The 20,287-nt window shown below is 69.9% G+C and carries 23 protein-coding genes and 1 tRNA gene; 15 read left to right on the forward strand and 9 right to left on the reverse strand.

All coding sequences use genetic code 11. The features are described 5' to 3' along the window. Positions 1-17: 17 nt before the first annotated feature. Positions 18-326: a DUF2470 domain-containing protein gene (locus MA875_RS00390; RefSeq protein WP_248239541.1), complete on the reverse strand. Its 309-nt coding sequence runs from the start codon at positions 324-326 to the stop codon at positions 18-20. Positions 327-463: 137 nt separating this feature from the next. On the opposite strand from MA875_RS00390, the gene MA875_RS00395 reads away from it, so the two are divergent. From MA875_RS00395 to MA875_RS00405, 3 genes are read left to right on the forward strand one after another with little or no spacing between them, the layout of a single operon-like run. Beyond that, positions 464-1,693 (forward strand): serine hydrolase domain-containing protein, encoded by a 1,230-nt coding sequence (locus MA875_RS00395; RefSeq protein WP_248239542.1) that lies wholly within the window; start codon positions 464-466, stop codon positions 1,691-1,693. 13 nt (positions 1,694-1,706) lie between these two features. Beyond that, positions 1,707-2,579, forward strand: a complete 873-nt coding sequence (locus MA875_RS00400) for an EamA family transporter (RefSeq protein ID WP_248239543.1) — start codon at positions 1,707-1,709, stop codon at positions 2,577-2,579. Between the two features lie 57 nt (positions 2,580-2,636). Further along, on the forward strand, positions 2,637-3,296 hold the full coding sequence (locus MA875_RS00405) for a GntR family transcriptional regulator (RefSeq protein ID WP_248239546.1): 660 nt from the start codon (positions 2,637-2,639) through the stop codon (positions 3,294-3,296). A gap of 20 nt (positions 3,297-3,316) precedes the next feature. Here MA875_RS00405 and MA875_RS00410 read toward each other — a convergent pair. Beyond that, positions 3,317-3,390: transfer RNA gene (locus tag MA875_RS00410), tRNA-Gly, on the reverse strand. Between the two features lie 61 nt (positions 3,391-3,451). Between MA875_RS00410 and dcd the strand changes: the two genes are divergently transcribed. Beyond that, positions 3,452-4,057 (forward strand): dCTP deaminase, encoded by a 606-nt coding sequence (dcd, locus tag MA875_RS00415; RefSeq protein WP_248239548.1) that lies wholly within the window; start codon positions 3,452-3,454, stop codon positions 4,055-4,057. Between the two features lie 61 nt (positions 4,058-4,118). Beyond that, positions 4,119-4,277, forward strand: a complete 159-nt coding sequence (locus MA875_RS00420) for a hypothetical protein (protein WP_164478128.1) — start codon at positions 4,119-4,121, stop codon at positions 4,275-4,277. Between the two features lie 11 nt (positions 4,278-4,288). On the opposite strand, the gene MA875_RS00425 is transcribed toward MA875_RS00420, so the two are convergent. Both MA875_RS00425 and MA875_RS00430 read right to left on the reverse strand, forming a co-directional pair. Next, positions 4,289-4,651: a hypothetical protein gene (locus MA875_RS00425; RefSeq protein WP_248239550.1), complete on the reverse strand. Its 363-nt coding sequence runs from the start codon at positions 4,649-4,651 to the stop codon at positions 4,289-4,291. A gap of 128 nt (positions 4,652-4,779) precedes the next feature. Next, complete coding sequence (locus MA875_RS00430; RefSeq protein ID WP_248239552.1) at positions 4,780-6,174, reverse strand: MFS transporter; 1,395 nt, start codon at positions 6,172-6,174, stop codon at positions 4,780-4,782. A gap of 220 nt (positions 6,175-6,394) precedes the next feature. Here MA875_RS00430 and dnaK point away from each other — a divergent pair, with 220 nt between their 5' ends. Genes dnaK through MA875_RS00450 form a run of 4 tightly spaced genes read left to right on the forward strand, consistent with a single transcriptional unit; the run spans position 6,395 to position 10,361 of the window. Beyond that, positions 6,395-8,266 (forward strand): molecular chaperone DnaK, encoded by a 1,872-nt coding sequence (gene dnaK, locus MA875_RS00435; protein ID WP_248239553.1) that lies wholly within the window; start codon positions 6,395-6,397, stop codon positions 8,264-8,266. A 2-nt stretch (positions 8,267-8,268) separates the two neighbouring features. After that, positions 8,269-8,880: a nucleotide exchange factor GrpE gene (locus MA875_RS00440; protein WP_248239555.1), complete on the forward strand. Its 612-nt coding sequence runs from the start codon at positions 8,269-8,271 to the stop codon at positions 8,878-8,880. Between the two features lie 12 nt (positions 8,881-8,892). Next, a complete protein-coding gene (locus MA875_RS00445; RefSeq protein ID WP_248239558.1) occupies positions 8,893-9,885 on the forward strand; it encodes a DnaJ C-terminal domain-containing protein in 993 nt (330 codons plus the stop codon). Positions 9,886-9,899: 14 nt separating this feature from the next. Next, complete coding sequence (locus tag MA875_RS00450) at positions 9,900-10,361, forward strand: heat shock protein transcriptional repressor HspR (RefSeq protein WP_248239560.1); 462 nt, start codon at positions 9,900-9,902, stop codon at positions 10,359-10,361. Positions 10,362-10,372: 11 nt separating this feature from the next. Here MA875_RS00450 and MA875_RS00455 read toward each other — a convergent pair whose 3' ends face one another. Continuing rightward, positions 10,373-11,647, reverse strand: a complete 1,275-nt coding sequence (locus MA875_RS00455; RefSeq protein ID WP_248239562.1) for a DUF2252 domain-containing protein — start codon at positions 11,645-11,647, stop codon at positions 10,373-10,375. A 151-nt stretch (positions 11,648-11,798) separates the two neighbouring features. On the opposite strand from MA875_RS00455, the gene MA875_RS00460 reads away from it, so the two are divergent. From MA875_RS00460 to MA875_RS00470, 3 genes are all read left to right on the forward strand, one after another. Next, positions 11,799-12,515: a potassium channel family protein gene (locus MA875_RS00460; protein WP_248239564.1), complete on the forward strand. Its 717-nt coding sequence runs from the start codon at positions 11,799-11,801 to the stop codon at positions 12,513-12,515. A gap of 23 nt (positions 12,516-12,538) precedes the next feature. Further along, positions 12,539-13,102, forward strand: coding sequence for an isochorismatase family protein (locus MA875_RS00465; RefSeq protein WP_248239566.1), 564 nt, complete (start codon positions 12,539-12,541; stop codon positions 13,100-13,102). Between the two features lie 211 nt (positions 13,103-13,313). Then, positions 13,314-13,724: a hypothetical protein gene (locus tag MA875_RS00470; RefSeq protein ID WP_248239567.1), complete on the forward strand. Its 411-nt coding sequence runs from the start codon at positions 13,314-13,316 to the stop codon at positions 13,722-13,724. On the opposite strand, the gene MA875_RS00475 is transcribed toward MA875_RS00470, so the two are convergent. Both MA875_RS00475 and MA875_RS00480 read right to left on the reverse strand, forming a co-directional pair. After that, complete coding sequence (locus MA875_RS00475; protein ID WP_248239569.1) at positions 13,721-15,073, reverse strand: dihydrolipoyl dehydrogenase family protein; 1,353 nt, start codon at positions 15,071-15,073, stop codon at positions 13,721-13,723. The genes MA875_RS00470 and MA875_RS00475 overlap by 4 nt on opposite strands. Next, positions 15,070-15,384, reverse strand: coding sequence for a thioredoxin family protein (locus MA875_RS00480; protein WP_195691566.1), 315 nt, complete (start codon positions 15,382-15,384; stop codon positions 15,070-15,072). Before MA875_RS00480 ends, MA875_RS00475 begins: the two co-directional genes overlap by 4 nt. A gap of 54 nt (positions 15,385-15,438) precedes the next feature. Between MA875_RS00480 and MA875_RS00485 the strand changes: the two genes are divergently transcribed. Then, positions 15,439-15,834 carry a heavy metal-responsive transcriptional regulator gene (locus MA875_RS00485; protein WP_248239571.1) on the forward strand — a complete coding sequence of 132 codons (396 nt, stop codon included), beginning with the start codon at positions 15,439-15,441 and terminating at the stop codon, positions 15,832-15,834. A 391-nt stretch (positions 15,835-16,225) separates the two neighbouring features. Here the strand turns inward: MA875_RS00485 and MA875_RS00490 are convergent, their stop codons facing one another. After that, positions 16,226-17,425 carry an IS110 family RNA-guided transposase gene (locus MA875_RS00490; RefSeq protein ID WP_248240096.1) on the reverse strand — a complete coding sequence of 400 codons (1,200 nt, stop codon included), beginning with the start codon at positions 17,423-17,425 and terminating at the stop codon, positions 16,226-16,228. Positions 17,426-17,681: 256 nt separating this feature from the next. Here MA875_RS00490 and MA875_RS00495 point away from each other — a divergent pair, with 256 nt between their 5' ends. Continuing rightward, positions 17,682-18,254 (forward strand): putative endonuclease domain-containing protein, encoded by a 573-nt coding sequence (locus tag MA875_RS00495; RefSeq protein ID WP_248239574.1) that lies wholly within the window; start codon positions 17,682-17,684, stop codon positions 18,252-18,254. A 62-nt stretch (positions 18,255-18,316) separates the two neighbouring features. On the opposite strand, the gene MA875_RS00500 is transcribed toward MA875_RS00495, so the two are convergent. Further along, on the reverse strand, positions 18,317-18,913 hold the full coding sequence (locus tag MA875_RS00500) for a hypothetical protein (RefSeq protein WP_248239575.1): 597 nt from the start codon (positions 18,911-18,913) through the stop codon (positions 18,317-18,319). A gap of 153 nt (positions 18,914-19,066) precedes the next feature. On the opposite strand from MA875_RS00500, the gene MA875_RS00505 reads away from it, so the two are divergent. Further along, positions 19,067-20,284, forward strand: coding sequence for a glycosyltransferase (locus MA875_RS00505; protein ID WP_248239577.1), 1,218 nt, complete (start codon positions 19,067-19,069; stop codon positions 20,282-20,284). Positions 20,285-20,287: the final 3 nt, after the last annotated feature.

The following is a 20,287-nucleotide window of genomic DNA, read 5'->3' on the forward strand; positions in this document are numbered from 1 at the left end:
CACCTAACCAGCGCGGATCAGTGCGGGCGCGGGGTCACGCCCAGGCGACGGCAGGCCTCGTCGTAGAGCGCGACGATCTCGCGGCGCACCTCGGGGCGCTCGGTGATCGCGCCCCCGGGCCAGTCCACCCGCACCGCGACCTCCTCGCCCGCCTCGGTCTCGGCCGCCCATTCGCCGCCGGCGCCGTCGAGCCCGGTCATCCTCGCAGCCCGGTACGTGCCCGACGGGCCGAAGGCGCTGACGATGAGCACGTTGTCGCCTCGATGGTCGTCGTTCATGTGGCGGAGGATCGCCGCGACGGTGGATTCGTCGAACCGGTGGGTCACAGGGGAAACCCTACGGCCCGGGCGATCGCACAGCCCCCGTGTGCTTAGATTCTCCGAGGACGTCGATGCTCCTGGGGGGTGACATGCGGCTGCGTTCGGATCGATCGCGCGCTGTTCGTGGTGCCCTCGCGGCCGTCATGGCAGGCGTGGTCGCGCTCGGCCTGTCCGCCTGCTCTCCCGATCAGACGGTGCCGATCGATGTGCCCGCTCAGGTCGAGGGCTCGCTCCCCGACGACATGGTGACGCAGCTGCAGGACGCCGTGACCTTCGCGATGGCCGCCACCGGATCATCCGGCGCAGTCGTGGGCGTCTGGGCGCCGTGGAGCGGCTCATGGGTGTCGGGCGTCGGAACGAGCGCCCCCGGCGGTGCGGAGACCTCCGCCGACAGCACCTTCCGCGTCGGCCAGGTGACCCGGGCGATGACCTGCGACGCGGTCTACGTCGTCGCCGAGCGCGGACAGATCGACCTCGACGCCCCGATCACCGACTACGTCTCGGGGTTCGCCGGGCTCGCCGACATCACCGTCGAGCAGCTGTGCGACGGGACGTCGGGCCTCGGGGATTACGCCCCGCGGCTGCTCGGGAGCTTCCTCACGACGCCCAACCGCGTGTGGAACCCGCGGGAGCTCGCCGGGTACGGCGTCGGCACCACCGCCGATGTGACCCCCGGGGCGGCGTTCCGCGACTCCGACGCTGGTTACCTGCTCGCGGGGCTCGTCCTCGAGCGCGCCACCGGCCGGAGCGCCGCTGAGGTGCTGCAGGACGAGGTCTTCGACCCGCTCGCCCTCACCGGCACGCGACTGCCGGGCCCCGCGGCATCCGCACCGGCGGCGGAGGGGCCGGTGCTCGACGGACTCTGGTCGCCCGACGGCGAGGGCGGCATCAATTGCGCCGAACCGCTGAACCTCACCGAGGCCTCGGCGAGCTTCGGCTGGACCGACGCCGGGGCCGTGTCGACCATCGCCGACCTCGGCCGCTACGCGCAGGGTCTCGCCGCGAACGCGCTCGGCATCGACACCGACGAGCGCTACGACGCGCCGCTCCCGCCCTACGACGGTGCCCCGTCGTGGCAGACCACGGCCGGCGGCGTCGTGCAGGCGGGCTCGATGATCGGCCAGTACGGCTCGACCCCCGGCTACATGACCGCCGCCTTCGCCGACCCCGCGACGGGCCTCACCGTCGCGGTGTCGCTGAACAACTCCCGGGCCGCCGACGGCATCGGCGCGTTCCTGGCTTGGCAGCTCGCCGCGATCGCGTCGAAGGCGCCCGCCGCCTCCGGCCAGACCGCCCCCGAGGCGGGGCTGCCGTGGACGCCCGAGCAGCAGCGCGACGCCATCGCCCAGAACGCGATCTGCCCCCTACCGTGACCCTGCCGGTCTGGTGAGCGCCCGGGCTCCGAGCCCCGCCGTCCTCCTGGTGGTGGCGGGCCTCGCCTGCCAGGAGGTGGGCGCCTCGATCGCGGTGCTGCTGTTCCCGCAGGTCGGTCCCCTCGGCATGGTGCTGCTGCGACTGGCGTTCTCGGCCGTGCTGCTGCTCGCGATCGCCCGCCCCGCGCTCCGCGGGCACTCCCGCGCGGCCTGGCGCGCCGTCATCCTGTTCGGTCTGGTGCTCGCCCTGATGAACGGGCTGTTCTACCTCGCGCTCGAACGGCTCGCCCTCGGGGTGACGGTCACGATCGAGGTGCTCGGGCCCCTTGTCCTCTCCATCGTCGCGTCCAAGCGGGCCTCGCCATGGCTCTGGGCCGTGCTCGCCTTCGCCGGCGTCGTCGCGCTCGGGGGCGGCGGGTGGGACCGGCTCGACCCGATCGGGGTGCTCTACGCCCTCGGGGCGGCGGCGAGCTGGGCGTTCTACATCCTTGCCTCGGCACGGGTGGGACGGGAGTTCCCGAAGCTCGACGGGCTGGCGATCGCCATGGCCGTCGGCGCCGTCGTGATGCTGCCGCTCGGGATCTGGGATGCCGGGTCCGCCCTCCTCCGCTGGGATCTCCTCGCCCTCGGCGCGGCTGTCGCGGTGCTGTCGTCGACGATCCCCTATGCGCTCGAGCTCATCGCGCTCCGCCGGCTCCCCGCGGCCGCCTTCGCCATCCTCATGAGCCTCGCGCCGGCCACCGCCGCGCTCGCCGGTTTCCTGCTCCTGGGCCAGGAGCTCGCGTGGCTCGAGATCCTCGGCATCGCCCTCGTCATCGCCGCGAGCATCGGGGCGGTGCGCTCGTCATCCCGTGCTGCGCGCGAGACCGCCGAGCCGCTGCCGTAGGCCGCCGGCGGCCGCCTCCGCTTGCGAGCGAGCCGCACACTGTGTGCAATATGTCAGGTGCCGATCCCTCCCGCGTCCTCGTCGCTTCCCCGCAGCCTGCTGCGCGATGACGTCTACCTGCGGCTGCGCGATGCGATCGTCGACGGCACCTTCGAGCCGGGCGAGCAGCTGAAGGACGCAGACCTCGCCGCATGGCTCGGGGTCAGTCGCACCCCCGTGCGCGAAGCGCTGCTCCGGCTCAGCGCGAGCGGACTCGTCGTGGCGCAGCCGGGCCGCTCGACGACGGTGAGTCCGATCGACGAGACGGCGCTGCGCGACGCCCGAGACGTCGTCGCCGTCATGCACGAGCTCGCCGTCCGCGAGACGGTGGCACGGCTGGACGCCGACGACATCGCCCGCATGCGCGAGGCCAACCGGCGCTTCGTCACCGCCGCCGAGGGCGGCGACGTCTCGGCAGCCCTCGACGCCGACGACGATCTGCACGCTGTCCCCGTCGAGGCGCTCGGGAACGCGGCGGTGACGCGGGTTCTCGAGCAGTTCGGTCCGATCGTCCGCCGCGCCGAGAGGCTGCGCTTCGGCACCGACGCGTCGGCGGCCGCCGAACGCCACGAACGGTTCATCGCGCTGTGCGAGAAGAGGGATGCCGCCGCCGCAGCCATGATGGCCTACGAGACGTGGCACACGCTGCCGGTGACGGCGCCGCGAGCGACCGGCTGACCTGCGGCCCGCGTGAGATGTGGAGGGGGTGACGGGAATCGAACCCGCGCTCTCAGCTTGGGAAGCTGATGTTCTGCCATTGAACTACACCCCCGAAGGGTGCGCCGGAAGCGCCCCGCAAGGATAACACCAGCGACCGCGATAGTCTGATCCGCGTGCTGCTGAGCGACCGCGACATCCGCTCCGAGATCGACGCCGACCGCATCGGCCTGACGCCGTGGAACTCCGAGATGGTGCAGCCCTCGAGCGTCGATGTGCGCCTGGACCGCTACTTCCGGCTATTCGACAACCACAAGTATCCGTTCATTGATCCCGCGCTCGACCAGCCCGATCTCACGCACCTCATCGAGGTCGATCCGGCGGAACCCTTCATCCTCCACCCGGGGGAGTTCGCACTCGGCGCGACCTTCGAGCAGGTGCGGCTCCCCGACGACATCGCCGCGCGTCTGGAGGGCAAGTCCTCGCTCGGACGTCTCGGGCTTCTGACCCACTCCACGGCCGGGTTCATCGATCCCGGATTCACCGGGCACGTCACGCTCGAGCTGTCGAATGTGGCGACCCTGCCGATCAAGCTCTGGCCGGGGATGAAGATCGGGCAGCTGTGCTTCTTCCGACTGTCCTCGCCCACCGACACCCCCTACGGGTCGGGGCCGTACGGCAACCGCTACCAGGGCCAGCGGGGGCCGACCGCGTCGCGCTCCCACCTCAACTTCCACGTCACCGACGTCGGCGCGACCGACGCCGGAGCCCGCGGCGCCTGAACGCCACGGGCTCGGCTGTCAAGCCTTTGCCGTCGGGAAGGGGACGGGCGAGGCTGGGGCCATGCCCGCACTCGCACTCATCCTCCTCATCGTCGGCATCGTGCTGCTCCTCCTCGGCGTATTCGTCGAGGCGGTGAAGTTCCTCCTCTGGCTCGGCATCGTGCTGCTGGTCCTGGCGGTGATCGCCTATCTGATGCGCTTCATCCGCCGCCAGACCTGATTCCGCTTCGGTCAGACCGCGTCCGCGTCGGGACGGGGGCCCGCACCGCGGAAGCCATGGTGCGGGTTGCCGCCGAAGCGGTTGACCGGGCGTGGACGCGCCGCGGCAGCGGCCGCCCCGGTTGCGGCGACGACGGTGTCGGCGAGAAGGGCGCGGCGCGCGCGGCCGTCGGCGGTCAAGGCCCACGCGTCGCCGTCCCGCGACACCCAGCCGTGCGCGGCGAGGCGGTCGAGCGTCTCGGCAGCGACGTCGGGGGCGCCGGGGTCTGGGATCGCCCCGGCCAGAGCGCTCAGCGCCATCCATTCATCGCGGTCGGCACCGTGGTGCGCCAGCGCGGCGTCGATCGCGCGTGAGACCTCCGCGTGGGGATTCATGTCCGACAGCATGTCACCCTGGCCGCGATCACGCGATCGCGCGACGGATGCACGACGCGTGGGACGGGTGTGGTCTGGTGGGGCGCCCGAGCCGCGGCAGGCCGGGTCGGCCGTGCTACCGTCGCGCCTCAGCGCGGGGCGCGCACCGGCAGCAGCAGGAGAAGTCCGACCAGTACGACCAGCACGATCCCGAGGATGCCGAAGGCGGTGACCCCTCCGATGATGATGAAGACCGACCACATCGCCGAGGCCATCCAGCTCGCCGCGCGCCCCGTGGTGGCGTAGAGGCCGAAGATCTCGCCCTCGCGGCCCGCGGGTGTGACCCGGGAGAGGAAGGACCGCGCGGCGGCCTGCGCCGGGCCGACGAAGGCGCAGAGCACGAGACCGCCGATCCAGAACACCGTGGTCCCGGCGTCGACGAGGAAGAACACGGCGAGCCCCGCGATCACCATGCCGGACAGGGAGAAGACGATCACCGACTTCGGGCCGAAGCGGTCGTCGAAGCGGCCGGCGATGATGGTCGAGACCCCGGCGATGAGGTTCGCGGCGACCCCGAAGATCACAAGGTCGAGAAAACCGAACCCGAACACCTGCGCGGCGATGACCGCTCCGAACGCGAAGACCCCGCCCAGTCCGTCGCGGAAGACGGCGCTGGCGAGGAGGAACCAGAAGGTCTGGCGCGTGCCGGGGTTCTTGTACAGCCCGATGACGTCGCGGACGAGCAGGCCGTAGGCGGCGAAGAAACCCACCTTCCGCTCGGGGCGCCCCGTGGAGGGCTCGGGCACGGCGAGGAAGATCGGGATCGAGAACACGATCGCCCAGATCGCGCAGCCGACGGCGATGATGCGGAACGGCAGACCGTCGGCCTCGGAGAGCCCGAACCAGTCGGCGCTGTAGAACACGACCACGAGCACCAGGGCGATGATGCCGCCGAGATAGCCGAAGCCCCATCCCAGGCCCGACACCCGGCCGATCGTCTTGCGGTTGGCGATGCCGATGAGCATCGCGTTGGAGTTCACCGCGGCGATCTCACCGAAGACCGTCCCGGCGGAGATGAGGGCCACGCCCAGCCAGAAGAACGCCGGTGCGGGCTCGACGAACCACAGCCCGAACATGCAGAGGATGAGAGCGCCCGTGCCGATGCCGAGCCACAGTTTCTGCCGGCCGCGGGCGTCGGCCTGCTGCCCGAGGATCGGCGCGATCGCGAGGATCAGCAGCCCCGCGATCGTGCCGCCCCACCCCAGGCCCACCGCGAGATCGGCGAGCGCGGCCTCCTTCGCCGGCGCGTCGTCCGGAAGGGCCGCGATGTCGGCGGGGAGGAAGGCGTCGGTCGTGAGGTAGAGCGCGGTGAAGATGAAGGTGAGGATCACCGTGTTGAACGGCTGGGTCGCCCAGTCCCACAGCGCCCACGCGTAGATCTGACGCCGCGGCGCGGAGGTGTCCTCCCGCAGGTCCAGCCCCATGACGGGGATGGCGGCGCTGTCGGCGGTGGCGGGCGGAACGCCCTCGGCGGGTGCGGTCATGACCGTCACGCTAGGCCCCTTCGATGAACGGGGGAAGAAGCGCGCGGTCGCGTCGCGGCATCCGAACTTGAGCCAATTCATATCAAGTTCATTTGACGGATGCCACGGCGGCGGCGTAGTGTTGAGCCAACGCGACTCAACCCTCGTTGACCGTCGCACGCAGACTTTCGGACAACGCCCCGGGTCGAGGCTCTCGGCCCCGTGAAAAGGAGAAACACACATGGCACGTGCTGTTGGTATCGACCTCGGAACGACGAACTCCGTCGTCGCGGTGCTGGAGGGCGGCGAGCCCAAGGTCATCGCGAACGCCGAGGGCTTCCGCACCACCCCCTCGGTGGTCGCCTACACCAAGGACGGCGAGATCCTCGTCGGCGAGACCGCGAAGCGTCAGGCGGTCACCAACGTCGACCGCACCGTCTCGAGCGTCAAGCGCCACATGGGCACCGACTGGTCCTTCGAGGTCGACGGCAAGAAGTGGACGCCGCAGGAGATCTCGGCCCGCATCCTGCAGAAGCTCAAGCGCGACGCCGAGCAGTACCTCGGCGACACCGTCACCGACGCGGTCATCACGGTTCCCGCCTACTTCAACGACGCCGAGCGTCAGGCCACCAAGGAGGCCGGAGAGATCGCGGGCCTGAACGTCCTGCGCATCATCAACGAGCCCACCGCCGCTGCCCTGGCCTATGGTCTCGACAAGGGCAAGGAGGATGAGCTCATCCTCGTCTTCGACCTCGGTGGCGGTACCTTCGACGTCTCCCTCCTCGAGGTGGGCAAGGACGACGACTTCTCCACCATCCAGGTGCGTGCGACCGCCGGCGACAACCGCCTCGGCGGTGACGACTGGGACCAGCGCCTCGTCGAGTACCTCATCAAGCAGTTCAAGGACACCACCGGGGTGGATGTCTCGGGCGACAAGATCGCGCTCCAGCGCCTGAAGGAGGCCGCGGAGCAGGCGAAGAAGGAGCTGTCGTCATCGACCTCGACGAGCGTCAACCTCCCGTACCTCTCGCTGACCGACTCGGGCCCGGTCTCGCTGTCGGAGACGATCACCCGCGCGAAGTTCGAGGACCTCACCAAGGACCTCCTCGACCGGACCAAGAAGCCCTTCGAGGATGTCATCCGTGAGGCCGGGATCAAGGTCGCCGACATCGACCACGTCGTGCTCGTCGGCGGCTCGACCCGCATGCCGGCGGTGTCGGAGCTCGTCAAGCGTGAGACCGGCAAAGAGCCCAACAAGGGCGTGAACCCGGATGAGGTCGTCGCCGTCGGCGCGGCCCTCCAGGCCGGTGTGCTGAAGGGCGAGCGCAAGGACGTCCTCCTCATCGATGTCACCCCGCTGAGCCTCGGCATCGAGACCAAGGGCGGCATCATGACGAAGCTCATCGAGCGCAACACCGCCATCCCGACCAAACGGAGTGAAACCTTCACCACCGCCGATGACAACCAGCCGTCGGTGGCGATCCAGGTCTTCCAGGGCGAGCGCGAGTTCACCCGCGACAACAAGCCGCTCGGCACCTTCGAGCTCACCGGCATCGCCCCGGCCCCCCGCGGTATCCCGCAGATCGAGGTGACCTTCGACATCGACGCGAACGGCATCGTTCACGTCTCGGCGAAGGACAAGGGCACCGGCAAGGAGCAGTCGATGACGATCACCGGCGGCTCGTCGCTGCCGAAGGAGGACATCGAGCGGATGGTGCGCGAGGCCGAGGAGCACGCCGCCGAGGACAAGAAGCGCCGCGAGGCCGCCGAGGTCCGCAACCAGGCGGAGACCCTGGCCTATTCGGTCGACAAGCTCATCAAGGACAACGACGACAAGCTCCCCGCCGACGTCAAGGAGTCGGTCCAGGCCGACGTCGACGCGCTGAAGACTGCGCTCGCCGGTGACGACGACGACGCGGTGAAGTCGGCGTTCGAGAAGCTGTCGCAGTCGCAGGGCAAGATCGGCGAGGCCATCTACTCGGCGAACCAGTCGGCGCCACAGGCCGACGGTGCGGCGACCGGCGACGAGGGGGGGCCCGCGGGCGACCAGCCCTCGAACGACGAGGACGTGGTCGACGCTGAGGTCATCGACGACGAGGAAGACAAGAAGTAATCATGGCCGAAGACAAGGACGACCCCACGTTCCCGGGCGAGGAGCCCGAGAACGCCTCGTCGCCCGAGTCGGCTGACGGCAACGGCGGCGGCGAGGGTGCGGACGACTTCACGGTCGACGACATCCTCGGCGCCGCCCAGTCCGCCGATGCGGCGGCGGCGGATGACACCGACGCCGTCGCCGACCGCGTCGAGGCCCTCGAGTCGCAGCTGCTCACCGACCTCAAGCGCCTGCAGGCGGAGTACGCCAACTACCGTCGGCGCACCGAGGAGCAGCGCGAGATCGAGATCGAGCGCGCCAAGGGTGCGGCAGCCAAGGGCCTCATCCCGGTGCTCGACGATCTGGACCGTGCCGAGAAGCACGGCGACCTCGGCGAGGGCACCCCTTTCGCCGCGATCGCCGAGAAGGTGCGCGCGGTCGTGGAGCGCATGGGCGTGGAGGCGTACGGCGCGGCCGGCGAGGCCTTCGACCCGCAGCAGCACGAGGCGATCTTCCAGCAGCCGACACCCGGCGCGACCGAGGCGACGATCCTCGAGGTGGTCGAGACCGGCTACCGGCTCGGCTCGGTCGAGCTTCGTCCGGCGAAGGTCGTCGTCGCGGTGCCGGCAGAGTAGGCCGGAGACGCGATGGCGAGCCAGGACTGGTTCGAGAAGGACTTCTACAAGGTGCTGGGGGTCTCCAAGGAGGTCTCCGACGCCGATCTGAAGAAGACCTACCGGAAACTCGCACGGCAGTACCACCCCGATTCCAAGCCGGGGGATGCTGCGGCCGAGGCGAAGTTCAAAGAGATCAGCGAAGCGTATGCGGTGCTCTCCGACCCGGAGCAGCGTGCTGAGTACGACCAGATCCGCGCCATGGGCTCGGGCGCCCGCTTCACGGCGGGCGGCCCGGGCGCCGGCGGATTCGAAGACGTCTTCAGCGCGTTCGGACAGGGTCTAGGAGGTGGGCGCTACGAGTCCGCCGACTTCGACGACATCTTCTCGATGTTCAACCAGCAGCAGGGCGGCGGCTTCGGCTCGGGCCGGTTCGGGCAGCCCACCGGCGGCTTCCGCGGCTTCGGCGGTCCCACCCGCGGGGCGGATGTCACGGCCCGCACGACGATCGACTTCGTCACCGCCACCAAGGGCGAGACCATCACCCTGCAGGGCGAGGACGGCAAGCCGTTCAAGGTGAAGATCCCCGCCGGCGTCGCCGACGGACAGCGCATCCGCCTCCGGGGCCGGGGTCGTCCCTCGCCCGACGGCGGCGAGAGCGGCGACATCGTCGTACAGGTGACGGTGCGCCCGCACCCGGTGTTCACCCGTGAGGGACTGAACCTCCGCGTGGTGGTGCCGGTCACCTTCACCGAGGCCGCGCTGGGCGCGACCATCGAGGTGCCGACCCTCGGCGGTGACCCCGTGAAGCTCCGGGTCGCGCCGGGCACCCCCTCGGGGCGCGTGCTGCGCGTCAAGGGGCGCGGTGTCGCCACGCAGAAGGGCACCGGAGACCTCCTCGCGGAGGTGCAGGTGGTCGTACCGTCGCACCTCGAGGGAGCCGCGCGCGAGGCGCTCGAGCGGTTCCACGAGGTGGAGCCGAAGGAGAACCCGCGGGCGGACCTCATGGCCAAGGCGCGCGGCTGACACGGGAGGGACGGATGACGGACCACGTCGACATCGACGGCGACGCGCCGATCTTCGCGATCGCCGCGGCGGCGCAGCTGTCGGGCATGCACCCGCAGACCCTCCGTCAGTACGACCGACTGGGCCTCGTCGTCCCCGCCCGCACCGAGGGAGGCTCGCGACGCTACTCCCTGCGTCACGTCGAGCAGCTGCGCGAGGTCGCGCGGCTCTCGGCCGACGGCATGAGCCTTCCCGCGATCGCCCGGCTCATCTCCCTCGAGCAGCGGGTGCACGATCTCACCCGCCGGGTCCGCGACCTCGAGCAGCAGCTCGAGATCGAACGCCAGTCCCGTCCCGGGGCCCGGGTCTTCGCCGCGGGGGCGACGGGATCGGTCGTCACCCTCCGTCACGGCACGCGCGTGCGCCGTGCCACCGAGCTGGTGGTGTGGCGTCCGCGGCACCCGCTCTCTCCCGGCGCCGAGGACGAGTCGGCCTAGCGCCGGCAGGCTCAGGCGTCGATCGCCCGGTGGCGGCGGAAGGTCTGCCAGTCCTCGTACGACAGGTCGGCGTAGGCGTACGCCCACTCCACGACCGCCTCGGCGAACCTCCCGCCGTCGCCGCTGTACCCCGCGGCCGTCGCCCCCGCCGGTGACTGCCCGTGCGCGCGGGCGAGCGTCGCCGCGCAGGCCACCGCGTACCAGCGGAACGGCTTGTCCTCCATCGCCTCGAGGTCGAAGCCGCCCTTCATGTCGTGGAACTGGCGGACGTAGAAGTCGCGCAGGGCGCCCTCGGATGATCGACGGATATGGCCGAGGAACGGGTCGGACACCGCCTGCAGGATGCGCTGCAGCGCGACGACCCGACCGCCGTTGCCGAACTCCTCGATGAAGCCGGCGACCGCCGGGGGCTGCGCCACGCGCCCGTACTCGACCAGGACGCTCTCACCGGCCTCCTTCCCCTGGAGGAGGAGCACACCCCCGTCGCCGTCCTGCAGCGCGATGAGGAGGCAGCGGGTGCCGACGCTGCCCACGCCGACCACGCGCGCGGTGACGTCGGCCATCGCGTACTTCTGCAGCAGCAGCCGGATGTCGACGTTGACCGACAGCTGGTATTCCTCGAAGACCCGCCAGGCCCGCGCCTCGGCGCCCGAGGGAAGGTGCGTCATCACCGGGGGATCGACCACCGCCGCGGTCTCGGGGTCGCTCGAGAGGTGCGCGCCGAGGGCGTCGAAGTGATCGAAGTACCGCTCGAGCGGGGAGCGCTTCGCGGCCGCGCAGAGGGCACGCTGATAGGTGCGGACGGCCTGCCGCGCAGCATCCTCGATGACGGAATCGTCCCGCGAGGTCGCGCGTCCGGCGATGACGACGCTCGTCGCCAGGCGCTTGACGTCCCACTCGGAGGGCGCCCACGCCGACTCGTCGAAGTCGTTGAGGTCGAACACGAGCGTCCGCTGGGGCGAGGCGTAGAGGCTGAAGTTCGACAGGTGGGCGTCTCCGCAGGAGGCCACGAGGATGTTCGTGCTCGGGCACCGCGACAGGTCGTCGGCCATGATCGCGGCGCTACCGCGGTAGAACGCGAAGGCGCTCGCACCCATGCGGGCGGTGCGCAGCGGCACCAGCTCGGGGACGCGGTCGACGTCCTGCGCATCGAGCACCGCCATCGGGTCGCGGCCGGTGCGCACGAGGTGCGCCAGCGCCGAGCGGGGGACCCGGCCTCTCTCGACCTTGCCCTCGGCGGCGTGGGCGGCGCGACTCGGGGGTGCACGCCAGGGGTCGTGTGGCATCGCCGCTCCTCTCGTCCGGCGGGCATCTCGTCGGCTGGGAATCTCGTCCGGCGGGTATCGCCTGATCAGAACGTAGGGGGTGCGGGCCGCGCGACGCCAGCATCGGCGCGCGCTCCCGGCCTCGCGGGGCGGTGGCCGTTAATGTCGTGCCGTGACGCAAGAGCGGTGGCACCAGCTGACCTACTGGCCGCTCATCGTCACGTCGCTGATCTTCATCGTGGTGTACTCCTGGCAGGTGATCGCCGACCTGCAGGGGTCGGCCTACCTCGCCGCACGCGTCGTCATCGCGGCGACCTGGGTGGTCTTCGTCATCGACTACATCGTGCGCTTCGCACTCGCCGATCCCCGGTGGCCGTGGTTCCGCGCGCACCTGTTCGACCTGGCCGTCGTGGCGATCCCCGCGCTCCGGCCGCTGCGGCTCCTGCGGGCGCTGACCGTCGTGCAGACGCTGCAGCGCACGGCGGGCTCGGCGATCCGCAGCCGCGTGGCGATCTACGGAGCGGGCGCAGCGGCGATCCTCATCTGGATCGCCGCCCTCGCCGTCCTCGAGGCCGAGCGCGGCGCCCCCGGCGCCAACATCGAGAACTTCGGCGACGCGGTGTGGTGGGCGTTCGTCACGATCACGACCGTGGGCTACGGCGACTTCTACCCGGTGACGACCTGGGGCCGCATCGTCGCGGTGCTGCTCATGTGCGGCGGCATCGCGGTGGTCGGCGTCGTGACGGCGACGGTGTCGTCGTGGGTGATCGAGCGCGCGGCCGCCACCGCGGGCGATGACAGCGAGCCGGCCACGCGGGGCCAGGTGCGCGACCTCGCGCATCAGCTCGCTGCGGTCAGCGCGAAGCTGGGCGATCCGCCCGCACGCTGACCGGCCGCGCCTACGCTGGCGTGATGGCTCCCGTTCTCGTCCTCATCGACATCCAGCGCGACTACTTCCCCGGGGGTCGATTCCCCCTGGTGGGATCGGATGCCGCGGCGGAACGCGCGGCGGAACTGCTCGGGGCGTTCCGCGCGGCCGGGCTCCCGGTCGTGCACGTGCGCCACGCGGCATCCGGTGCGGGAAGCTTCCTCGAGTCCGGGACTCCGGGAGCGGAGATCGACCCGCGGGTCGCGCCGAAGGGCGACGAGCAGGTCGTCGTCAAGCATCACCCGAACGCGTTCAAGGACGGGGTCCTCGGCGGGGCGCTCGCCGCCCACGCCGGCGCTCCGCTCGTCGTCGCCGGGATGATGACGAGCATGTGCATCGACGCCGGCGTCCGCGCGGCCTCCGACCTCGGGTGGGAGGTGACGGTCGCCGCCGACGCGTGCGCCGCGCCCGACCTGACCTTCGGGGGCGTCACCGTCGGCGGAGCCGACGTGCACGCGGCCTTCCTCGCCGCGCTCGCGAGCGCGTACGCGCGGGTCGAGCCGGTCGCGGCGCTGGTCGCGGCGCTCGGCGCCCGCACCTCGGCCTGACCCGCGCCCGCGCGCCACGCGCCCGCTCGCGCGCCCGAGCCTGCCCGCCGCGATCCGTCGATGAATGCGGCCTGGCTCGCCCGTGGGTGACGTTTTTCGACGGGTCGCGCGCCGTTCGACGTCTCCTGCACAGGTCGCCGTGCCCACGTGTCATCCACCGATCACGCGATGGCGCGGCATCCGCCTCTCGCGATCATCGACGCTGGGCTTCATGCCGTCCCCGAAGCCGCTGCCTGCCGCCTTCTCGGGTCGTGCGTTCGCCGTTCCGGTCGCCGTCGCCTCCGGTGTGACGGTTTCCCGCCTGCGCGCGGGCGACCTCGACGCTGCGTTCCATGGGGTGCGGGCGCCGCTCGGGCGCACGCGATCCTTTCGCGACCACGTGCGCGCCGCTTTGCCGCGTCTGCGACCGGGCGACTACTTCAGCCATCTGGCCGCGCTCGCCCTGGTCGAAGCCGACGTCATCGGCAGCCAGCACTCGCCGGTCGACGTGAGCTCGCTGTCGCCCCTGGCGAGAGTGAGGGCCAGGGGGTTCCGCGGCCACGAGATCGGCGCCGAATCCGTCCGCCTCGGCGCGGTCGGGGGGGGGGTGCCCCTATGTGGTTCGTCAAGCGAAGTGTTCTAGAGCAGCGATCCGAGGTCGGAGCCGAGCGAGGGGTAGGTGGCGGTGGCGGATTTGAGTTGCTGGGTGGTGAGGCCCAGCTTGATAGCGAGTCCGAAGGTGTTGATGAGTTCGGAGTAGTCCAGGCCGAGGAGATGTGCGCCGAGGATCCGGTCGGAGGCGGTGTCGATGATGATCTTCGCGGCCGCGGCGGTTTCGGCGACTCGGTAGGTGGAGTACCAGTGGCTGGTGTCGGTGAACCGGACCGCAATGTCGTGCCCGGCTTCGACCGCTTCGTGCTCGAGGAGTCCGACACGGTTCAATTCGGGGATGGTGAACACAGTGGTGGGCACGCCGGTGTAGTCGGGAGCGGTAGTGGTGCCTCTGATCATGTTGGATGCGGCTACTTTGCCTTCGAACACGGCGACGGGGGTGAGAGGGCGGCCAGGCGTGTCTGCGGCGTCGCCGGCGGCGTACACGGCCGGGTTGGTCGTGCTCCTTAGGTGGGCGGCGACCGTGACACCGCGCGAGCCGCTCGCGATGCCGGCGTCGTCTAGATGCAGGCTGGCGAGGTTGGGGACCCTGCCGGCACCGTGGACGACGAGGCCTGTGTCGATGCTGCCCGCGCTGCCGGTGGTGTCGATGCCTACCCGGTGGCCGGCCGGCGTGGCTTCGACTCCGGTGACGGTCGTGTTGCGAAGGACACGGATGCCGGCCTGCTCGGTTCGGCTGATGAGCAACTCGACAAGGTCGGGATCGAACTCGCGCAGCGGGCGCGGCCCGCGGTCGATGATCACGCAGTCTGCGCCCGCACGGGCGGCGATGTGGGCGAATTCGAACGAGATGAAGCCGCCGCCGATGAACACGATCTTTTGCGGTAGCTGATCGAGATCGAGGAACCCGGTGCTGTCGATGAGATTCCCGGCACCGGGGAAGTCCAGGGGGCGCGGGGTCGCACCGGAGGCGATGAGGAACCTGTCCGATCGATGGGCGGTGCCGTCGATGGTGAGCTCGTTGGTTCCGGTGAACTCGGCGTGCCCGTGGAAGGTGGTGACGCCATTGCCGGTGAGTTCGTTCTCCATCCGCTTCGGGACACGATCCGTGAAGCCGCGTTTCCGCTCCATCAGCGCTGGCCAATCCAGGGCCATCCCGTTCTGGTCGATACCGGTGCCGCTCATCAGTTGAGCTGCGTCGATGACCTCTGCGCCACGGCGCAGGATCTTTTTCGGATCGCAGCCGCGCAGCGCGCATGTTCCGCCGTAGGGGAGTTCGTCGACGATCCCGACCCGCCATCCCTGCGTGGCGCACTTGTTAGCCGAAGCGATTCCCGCCATGCCCGCGCCGATCACGATCAGGTCGAACGTGTCGCTCATTCCGCAGCTGCTTCCGCGTGGGCGATCGCGTCGCGCAACTGTTCCAGCGTCGGGGATCCGGCAAGACCGTTCGGGGTCAGGTAGACCCGGCAGGACAAGCCCGGCGGCGCATCTGGCGCGGGGAACAATGCAGCCCCCTCGAGGAGAAGCGTGGGGGAGCCACGGAAATCCAGCGCTTCCGCGTCCGCCTGCGTGGCTACGCGCTGACGTTTCACCGTGAGCTCAGAACGCTCCGCGGCGATCATTGCGACGCGTTCCGCGGCGGTCTCCCAGTTCGGACACCCGTCGAAGTACTGCACCGTGATCTCCATGCACCGACCATAAACGTTGTAGTCAGATGCAAGGTCAAGTGGTGTGATGGAGACATGCGCATCGGAGACCTCGCCGAAATGTCCGGCGTCAGCACACAGACCATCCGGTTTTACGAACGCGAAGGTCTGCTGCCGGCCCCCCACCGAGAGAGCAACGGATACCGGTCGTACGAAGACCGTACGGTCGCACGAATCGGGTTCATCCGTGCCGCGCAGGCCGCCGGCCTGAAGCTGACCGATATCGCAGGAGTTCTCGAGCTGCGAGAGGCTGGACAAGCTCCCTGCTCACATGTGGAATTCCTGCTGGCCGAGAAACTCTCCGAGGTCCGTGCGCGGCAGGAAGAGCTTGCCCGACTCGAAGCGGAACTTGTCGGCATGATTGCGGCAAGCCCGATGCTTGACCCGGCGGAATGCTCCGCAGGCAGCGTCTGCAACCTGATCCCGCAGTAACTGCCTGCGCAATGCGACGCTCTCCACGTCGAGGCCATAGACCTGGCGCCGCCTCAGCTGGCGTCTTCCCGGAGCGAGCAGCCCATACAGGTCGCGAAGGATGCTCGCCGGTAGCATCTGGCTTGTGCAGAATGCCGATATCGACCCGAAGCCAGCGGTCGCACTAGGGTGCTCATGCTGCGGACGAAGCTATCAGCGTTCGAAACTTCACGCACTGGGGGACTCGGGGGCCTTCATCTGTCGGCGCTGCGGTCTATACGTCGCGCTCCGACTTAGACACGACCCCGTCCCGCGAGCGGACGAGTAGCCCACCGCTAAGCCGGATTGTCGTGACAACCATTGCATCTCACTGTAGGCGGCGGCCCAGCGGGGCGTCTGAAGTTGTTGTGCCTCAGGCGACCAGTCTCGTCGGAGACGGCTGGTAAAGGCTCCCGTCCCGGAGCATCGCGTAGAGGACGTCGGATCGTCGGCGGGCGAGAGCGAGCAGCGCTTGGTTGTGGCGTTTGCCCTGGCTGATCTTGCGGTCGTAGTAGGCGCGGGATTCGGGGTCGCGTAGCGCGGCAAAGGCGGAGAGAAACATCGCGTTCTTGAGGATCTTGTTCCCGCGGCGCGATGAGTACTCACCCCGGATCGAGGACCCCGATCTTCGAGTAACGGGTGCCAAGCCGGCGTAGGCGGCGAGGTGTCCGGCGGTGGGGAAGCGTTTGCCGGCGACTTCGGTGAGGAGTCTGGCTGCGGTCCTGACGCCGACTCCGGGCATGCTCGTCAGCACGGGCTGAAAAGGGTGCGCATCAACCATCTTCTCGACCTCCGCCGCGACATCGTCACGTTGCTTCCGCAACGTTGCGAGCTGCGCGGCCAGTCGCGGGACCACCATGGCGGCCGCGTTCGTGCCGGTGACCACGACCGTCTGCTTGCCGAGCGCGGCAATGATCTCGTGCGCCCAGTCGCGACCTTTGCGCGGTGCGTGTTTCAGCATTCGCGTAGCGACCCGTTTCTCGCCGGCGGCGCGCATCGCAGCCGGTGAGGGGTATCGCTGCAGGATGTCGAGGATCGCGGGGTGATCGAGCCGTGGCCCGATGGCGCGTTCCAGTGCGGGGTGGATCTGGGTCAGCAGTCCGCGGACGCGGTTGCCGACTTGGGTGATCTGGGCGGCGAGGTCGTCGTCGAACCCGCAGAGCATCGCGAGCTCGGCAACCTGTTCATCCGTCGCCTGGATCGAGCGAAGCGTGTGCGGCATTGTCCGCGCGGTCTCCGCGATGATCGCCGCATCCCGCGCATCGGTCTTCGCCTCGCCTGGGTGCAGATCTGCGATGCGGCGCATCGCAAGTCCCGGTAGATATCCGACCAGGGCGCCCGCGGCTTGCGCAACCGCGATCGGCAGCGCGCCGATCGTTGCCGGCTGATCCACGATCATCAGCACGATCCCGTGCTTCTGCAGGTTGGTGAGCACCGCGCGGAGTTTGCGCTCGTCGTTCGGGAGCGCCCGGTCGTAAAGCTTCTTGCCGGTGCGGTCGAGAGCGACCGCGTGGTGCTCGCCTTTCCCGACGTCGAGACCGATGAACACGTCGACCTGGTCGTAGTTGTCGATCTGGATGACCACTGCTCCTCCGTTCGGTTGGGAACGACAGCTGCGACGGTGCGTCTCGGCATCCACGTTACGAACGACCTCGAGCGTGCTCGGGCCTGGCCCCTATCAGCGATCACCCACCGCCAACCAGGCTCGGTGACAACACCCCCCGGATCATCAAGGACAGGGGGGACCAATCATGCCGAGCCCGGCAGGCTGCCACCGCCCGGCATGCTCACCAAGCGGCTACGAAGAAGGTAACGGGGGGGTTCCTGCCGTGCATCCGGTCGATGCCTGGTGTCAGCTGGCGGTGCACGCCTCGGTCACCGAACTCGTGCTCGTCGGCGATGCACTGGTGAGACGCCGGAAACCGATCGCGCAGCGTGACGACCTCCGCGACGCCGTGAAGCGGTGGGCCGGTCGTCGCGGGGCAGGGCGCCTCCGCGAGGCGGAGGCTCTCGTGCGCGACCGCACGGCCTCCCCCCGTGAAACCCGCCTGCGCCTTGCGGCGGTCGATCATGGCCTCCCGGAACCCGTCGTGAACTTCCCCGTCTACGACGAGCACGGCGTGTTGGTGGCGATCCTCGATCTGGCGTACCCGGAGTATCGCGTCGGGCTGGAGTACGACGGCGATCACCACCGCACCGACACCGTGCAGTTCCTCCACGATGTCGAGCGGCTCGACGCCCTCAGCGCCCTCGGATGGCGCGACATCCGCATCACCAAAGAGCATCGCGGCGATCTGCTGACAGCTGCGCTGGAGCGCGTGCGCATCGCGCTTCGCGAGCGCGGATGGTCGGGCGCGGCTGCGCGGCCGCGATCCGTCGCAAAAGGCGGTGAACGTCGCTGACGGGCCGCATCCATTGACGGGTCGCGCGCCCGGCGGCACGCACGCGGGAGAGCCCGCGCGGATCAGGCGCGCGGCTCGATGCGCAGCACCTCGGGGGAGTCCCCGAGCGTCAGATCATCGATGACACGGATGCTGCGAGCCACCTCATCCACGTAGGGGATGACCGTCCCCACCCGCTCGCGGTCGGAGCACACGGCGGTGAGCGTGACGAGGTGGGTGCCGGTGTCCCACGTGTAGGTGGCGAACGGAGGTGTGTGCGGCTCGGGCGGAAGCGCCATCACCAGGCGCTCGCCGACACCGAGGTGCGGGTTGTGGAACGACTCGGTGTCGTCGTACTCGATGGGCATCATCGCCCGCGCGGTGCGCAGCTGCGGGGTCAGCTCCTGCAGTTGGGCCATCATCACGACGAGCTCGGGGTCGGCCTTCCAGACCCAGATCAGCACCCGGCCGTCCGCGCGGCGCATGAGCAGCGGTGCCGCCTGGCTCATGATCCAGGCCATTCCGCGGCTCCCGGGTCGCTCCTCGGCGCCCATCGCGCGATTGGCCTGGCCCAGCAGCATCCGGATCGCGGCCTTCCGATGGCGACGCCCGCGGAATCCGAGCGAACCGGTGACGGGAACCCAGCGATCGGGCGAGGCATCGGCCTGGAGTCGAGGCATGACCCCAGGGTAGGCGTGCGGCCTGCGGAAACCCTCGACGCGCGTCCGCGGGCGTCGCGCACCTCGGCGCACGGCCCCGCCTCGATTAGAGTGGGACCGCCGCGCGCCCCTGCGCGGCGCCATCCTCCGCCGCAGAGAACAGGCACACCTCCCGTGACCACCCCCGCGACGCCCGATGACCCCACACGCTCCGACGCCGTGAAGCGACCGCTCCGGGTCCTCATCGGCTGCGACACCTTCGCCCCCGACATCAACGGCGCGGCCCGCTTCGCCGAGCGCCTGGCCGCCGGTCTCGTGGCCCGCGGCCACGACGTGCACGTCATCGCCCCCAACAGCGCCTACCGCAAGAGCCCGCCCCACACCGAGGTCATCGAGGGCGAGCCCATGACCATGCACCGGCTGCCCTCGGTGCGCTGGCCCCCGCACGACTGGCTGCGCTTCGTCTGGCCGTGGCGGTCCAAGCACTACGCCCGGAAGGTGCTCGACGAGGTCAAGCCCGACGTCGTGCACATCCAGTCGCACATCGTGATCGGTCGAGGGCTGGCGCGCGAAGCGCGCAAACGCGGCATCCCGATCATCGCGACCAACCACGTGATGGCCGAGAACATCCTCGACTTCACGACCCTCCCCGACGCGATGAACCGGGTGGTGCTGAAGCTCGCCTGGGCCGACGCGCGGCGCACGTTCCAGATGACCCGCGCCGTGACGACCCCGACGCGCCGCGCCGCCGACTTCCTCGAGTCGACGATCGAGATCAAGAACGTGATCCCGATCAGCTGCGGCATCGACCGCTCCAACTACGCGCCCGACCTCGCGCCGCGCGACCGCCGCCGGGTGCTGTTCGTCGGGCGCCTCACGAGCGAGAAGCACATCGACGTCCTCCTGAACGCCGTCGCGACGCTCGACCCCGCCCTCGACGTCTCGGTCGACATCGTCGGCGGCGGCGACCAGCGCAAGAACCTCGAGCATCTCACCGCGCAGCTCGGGCTCACCGACCGGGTCACCTTCCACGGCCACACCTCGGAGGAGGAGCTCCGCCGGATGTACTCGCGCGCGAGCGTCTTCGCGATCGCCTCGATCGCCGAGCTGCAGTCCATCGCGACCATGGAGGCGATGGCGTCGGGGCTGCCGATCGTGGCGGCGAACGCCGTCGCCCTCCCGCACCTCGTGCACGACGGCGAGAACGGCTACCTGTTCGAGCCGGGGAACGTCGCCGAGATGGCCGACAAGCTCACCGCCGTCCTCACCGCCACCCCCGAGGAGCGGCAGCGGATGCAGCAGGCCTCGCTCGACGGGGTCATCGTCCACGACATCGGCCGCACGCTCGACACCTTCGAGGCCCTGTACCGCGGCGAGCCCATCCCGCAGTGAGGC

Source organism: Microbacterium kunmingense (assembly GCF_023155745.1).
GTDB classification, from domain to species: Bacteria; Actinomycetota; Actinomycetes; order Actinomycetales; family Microbacteriaceae; genus Microbacterium; species Microbacterium kunmingense.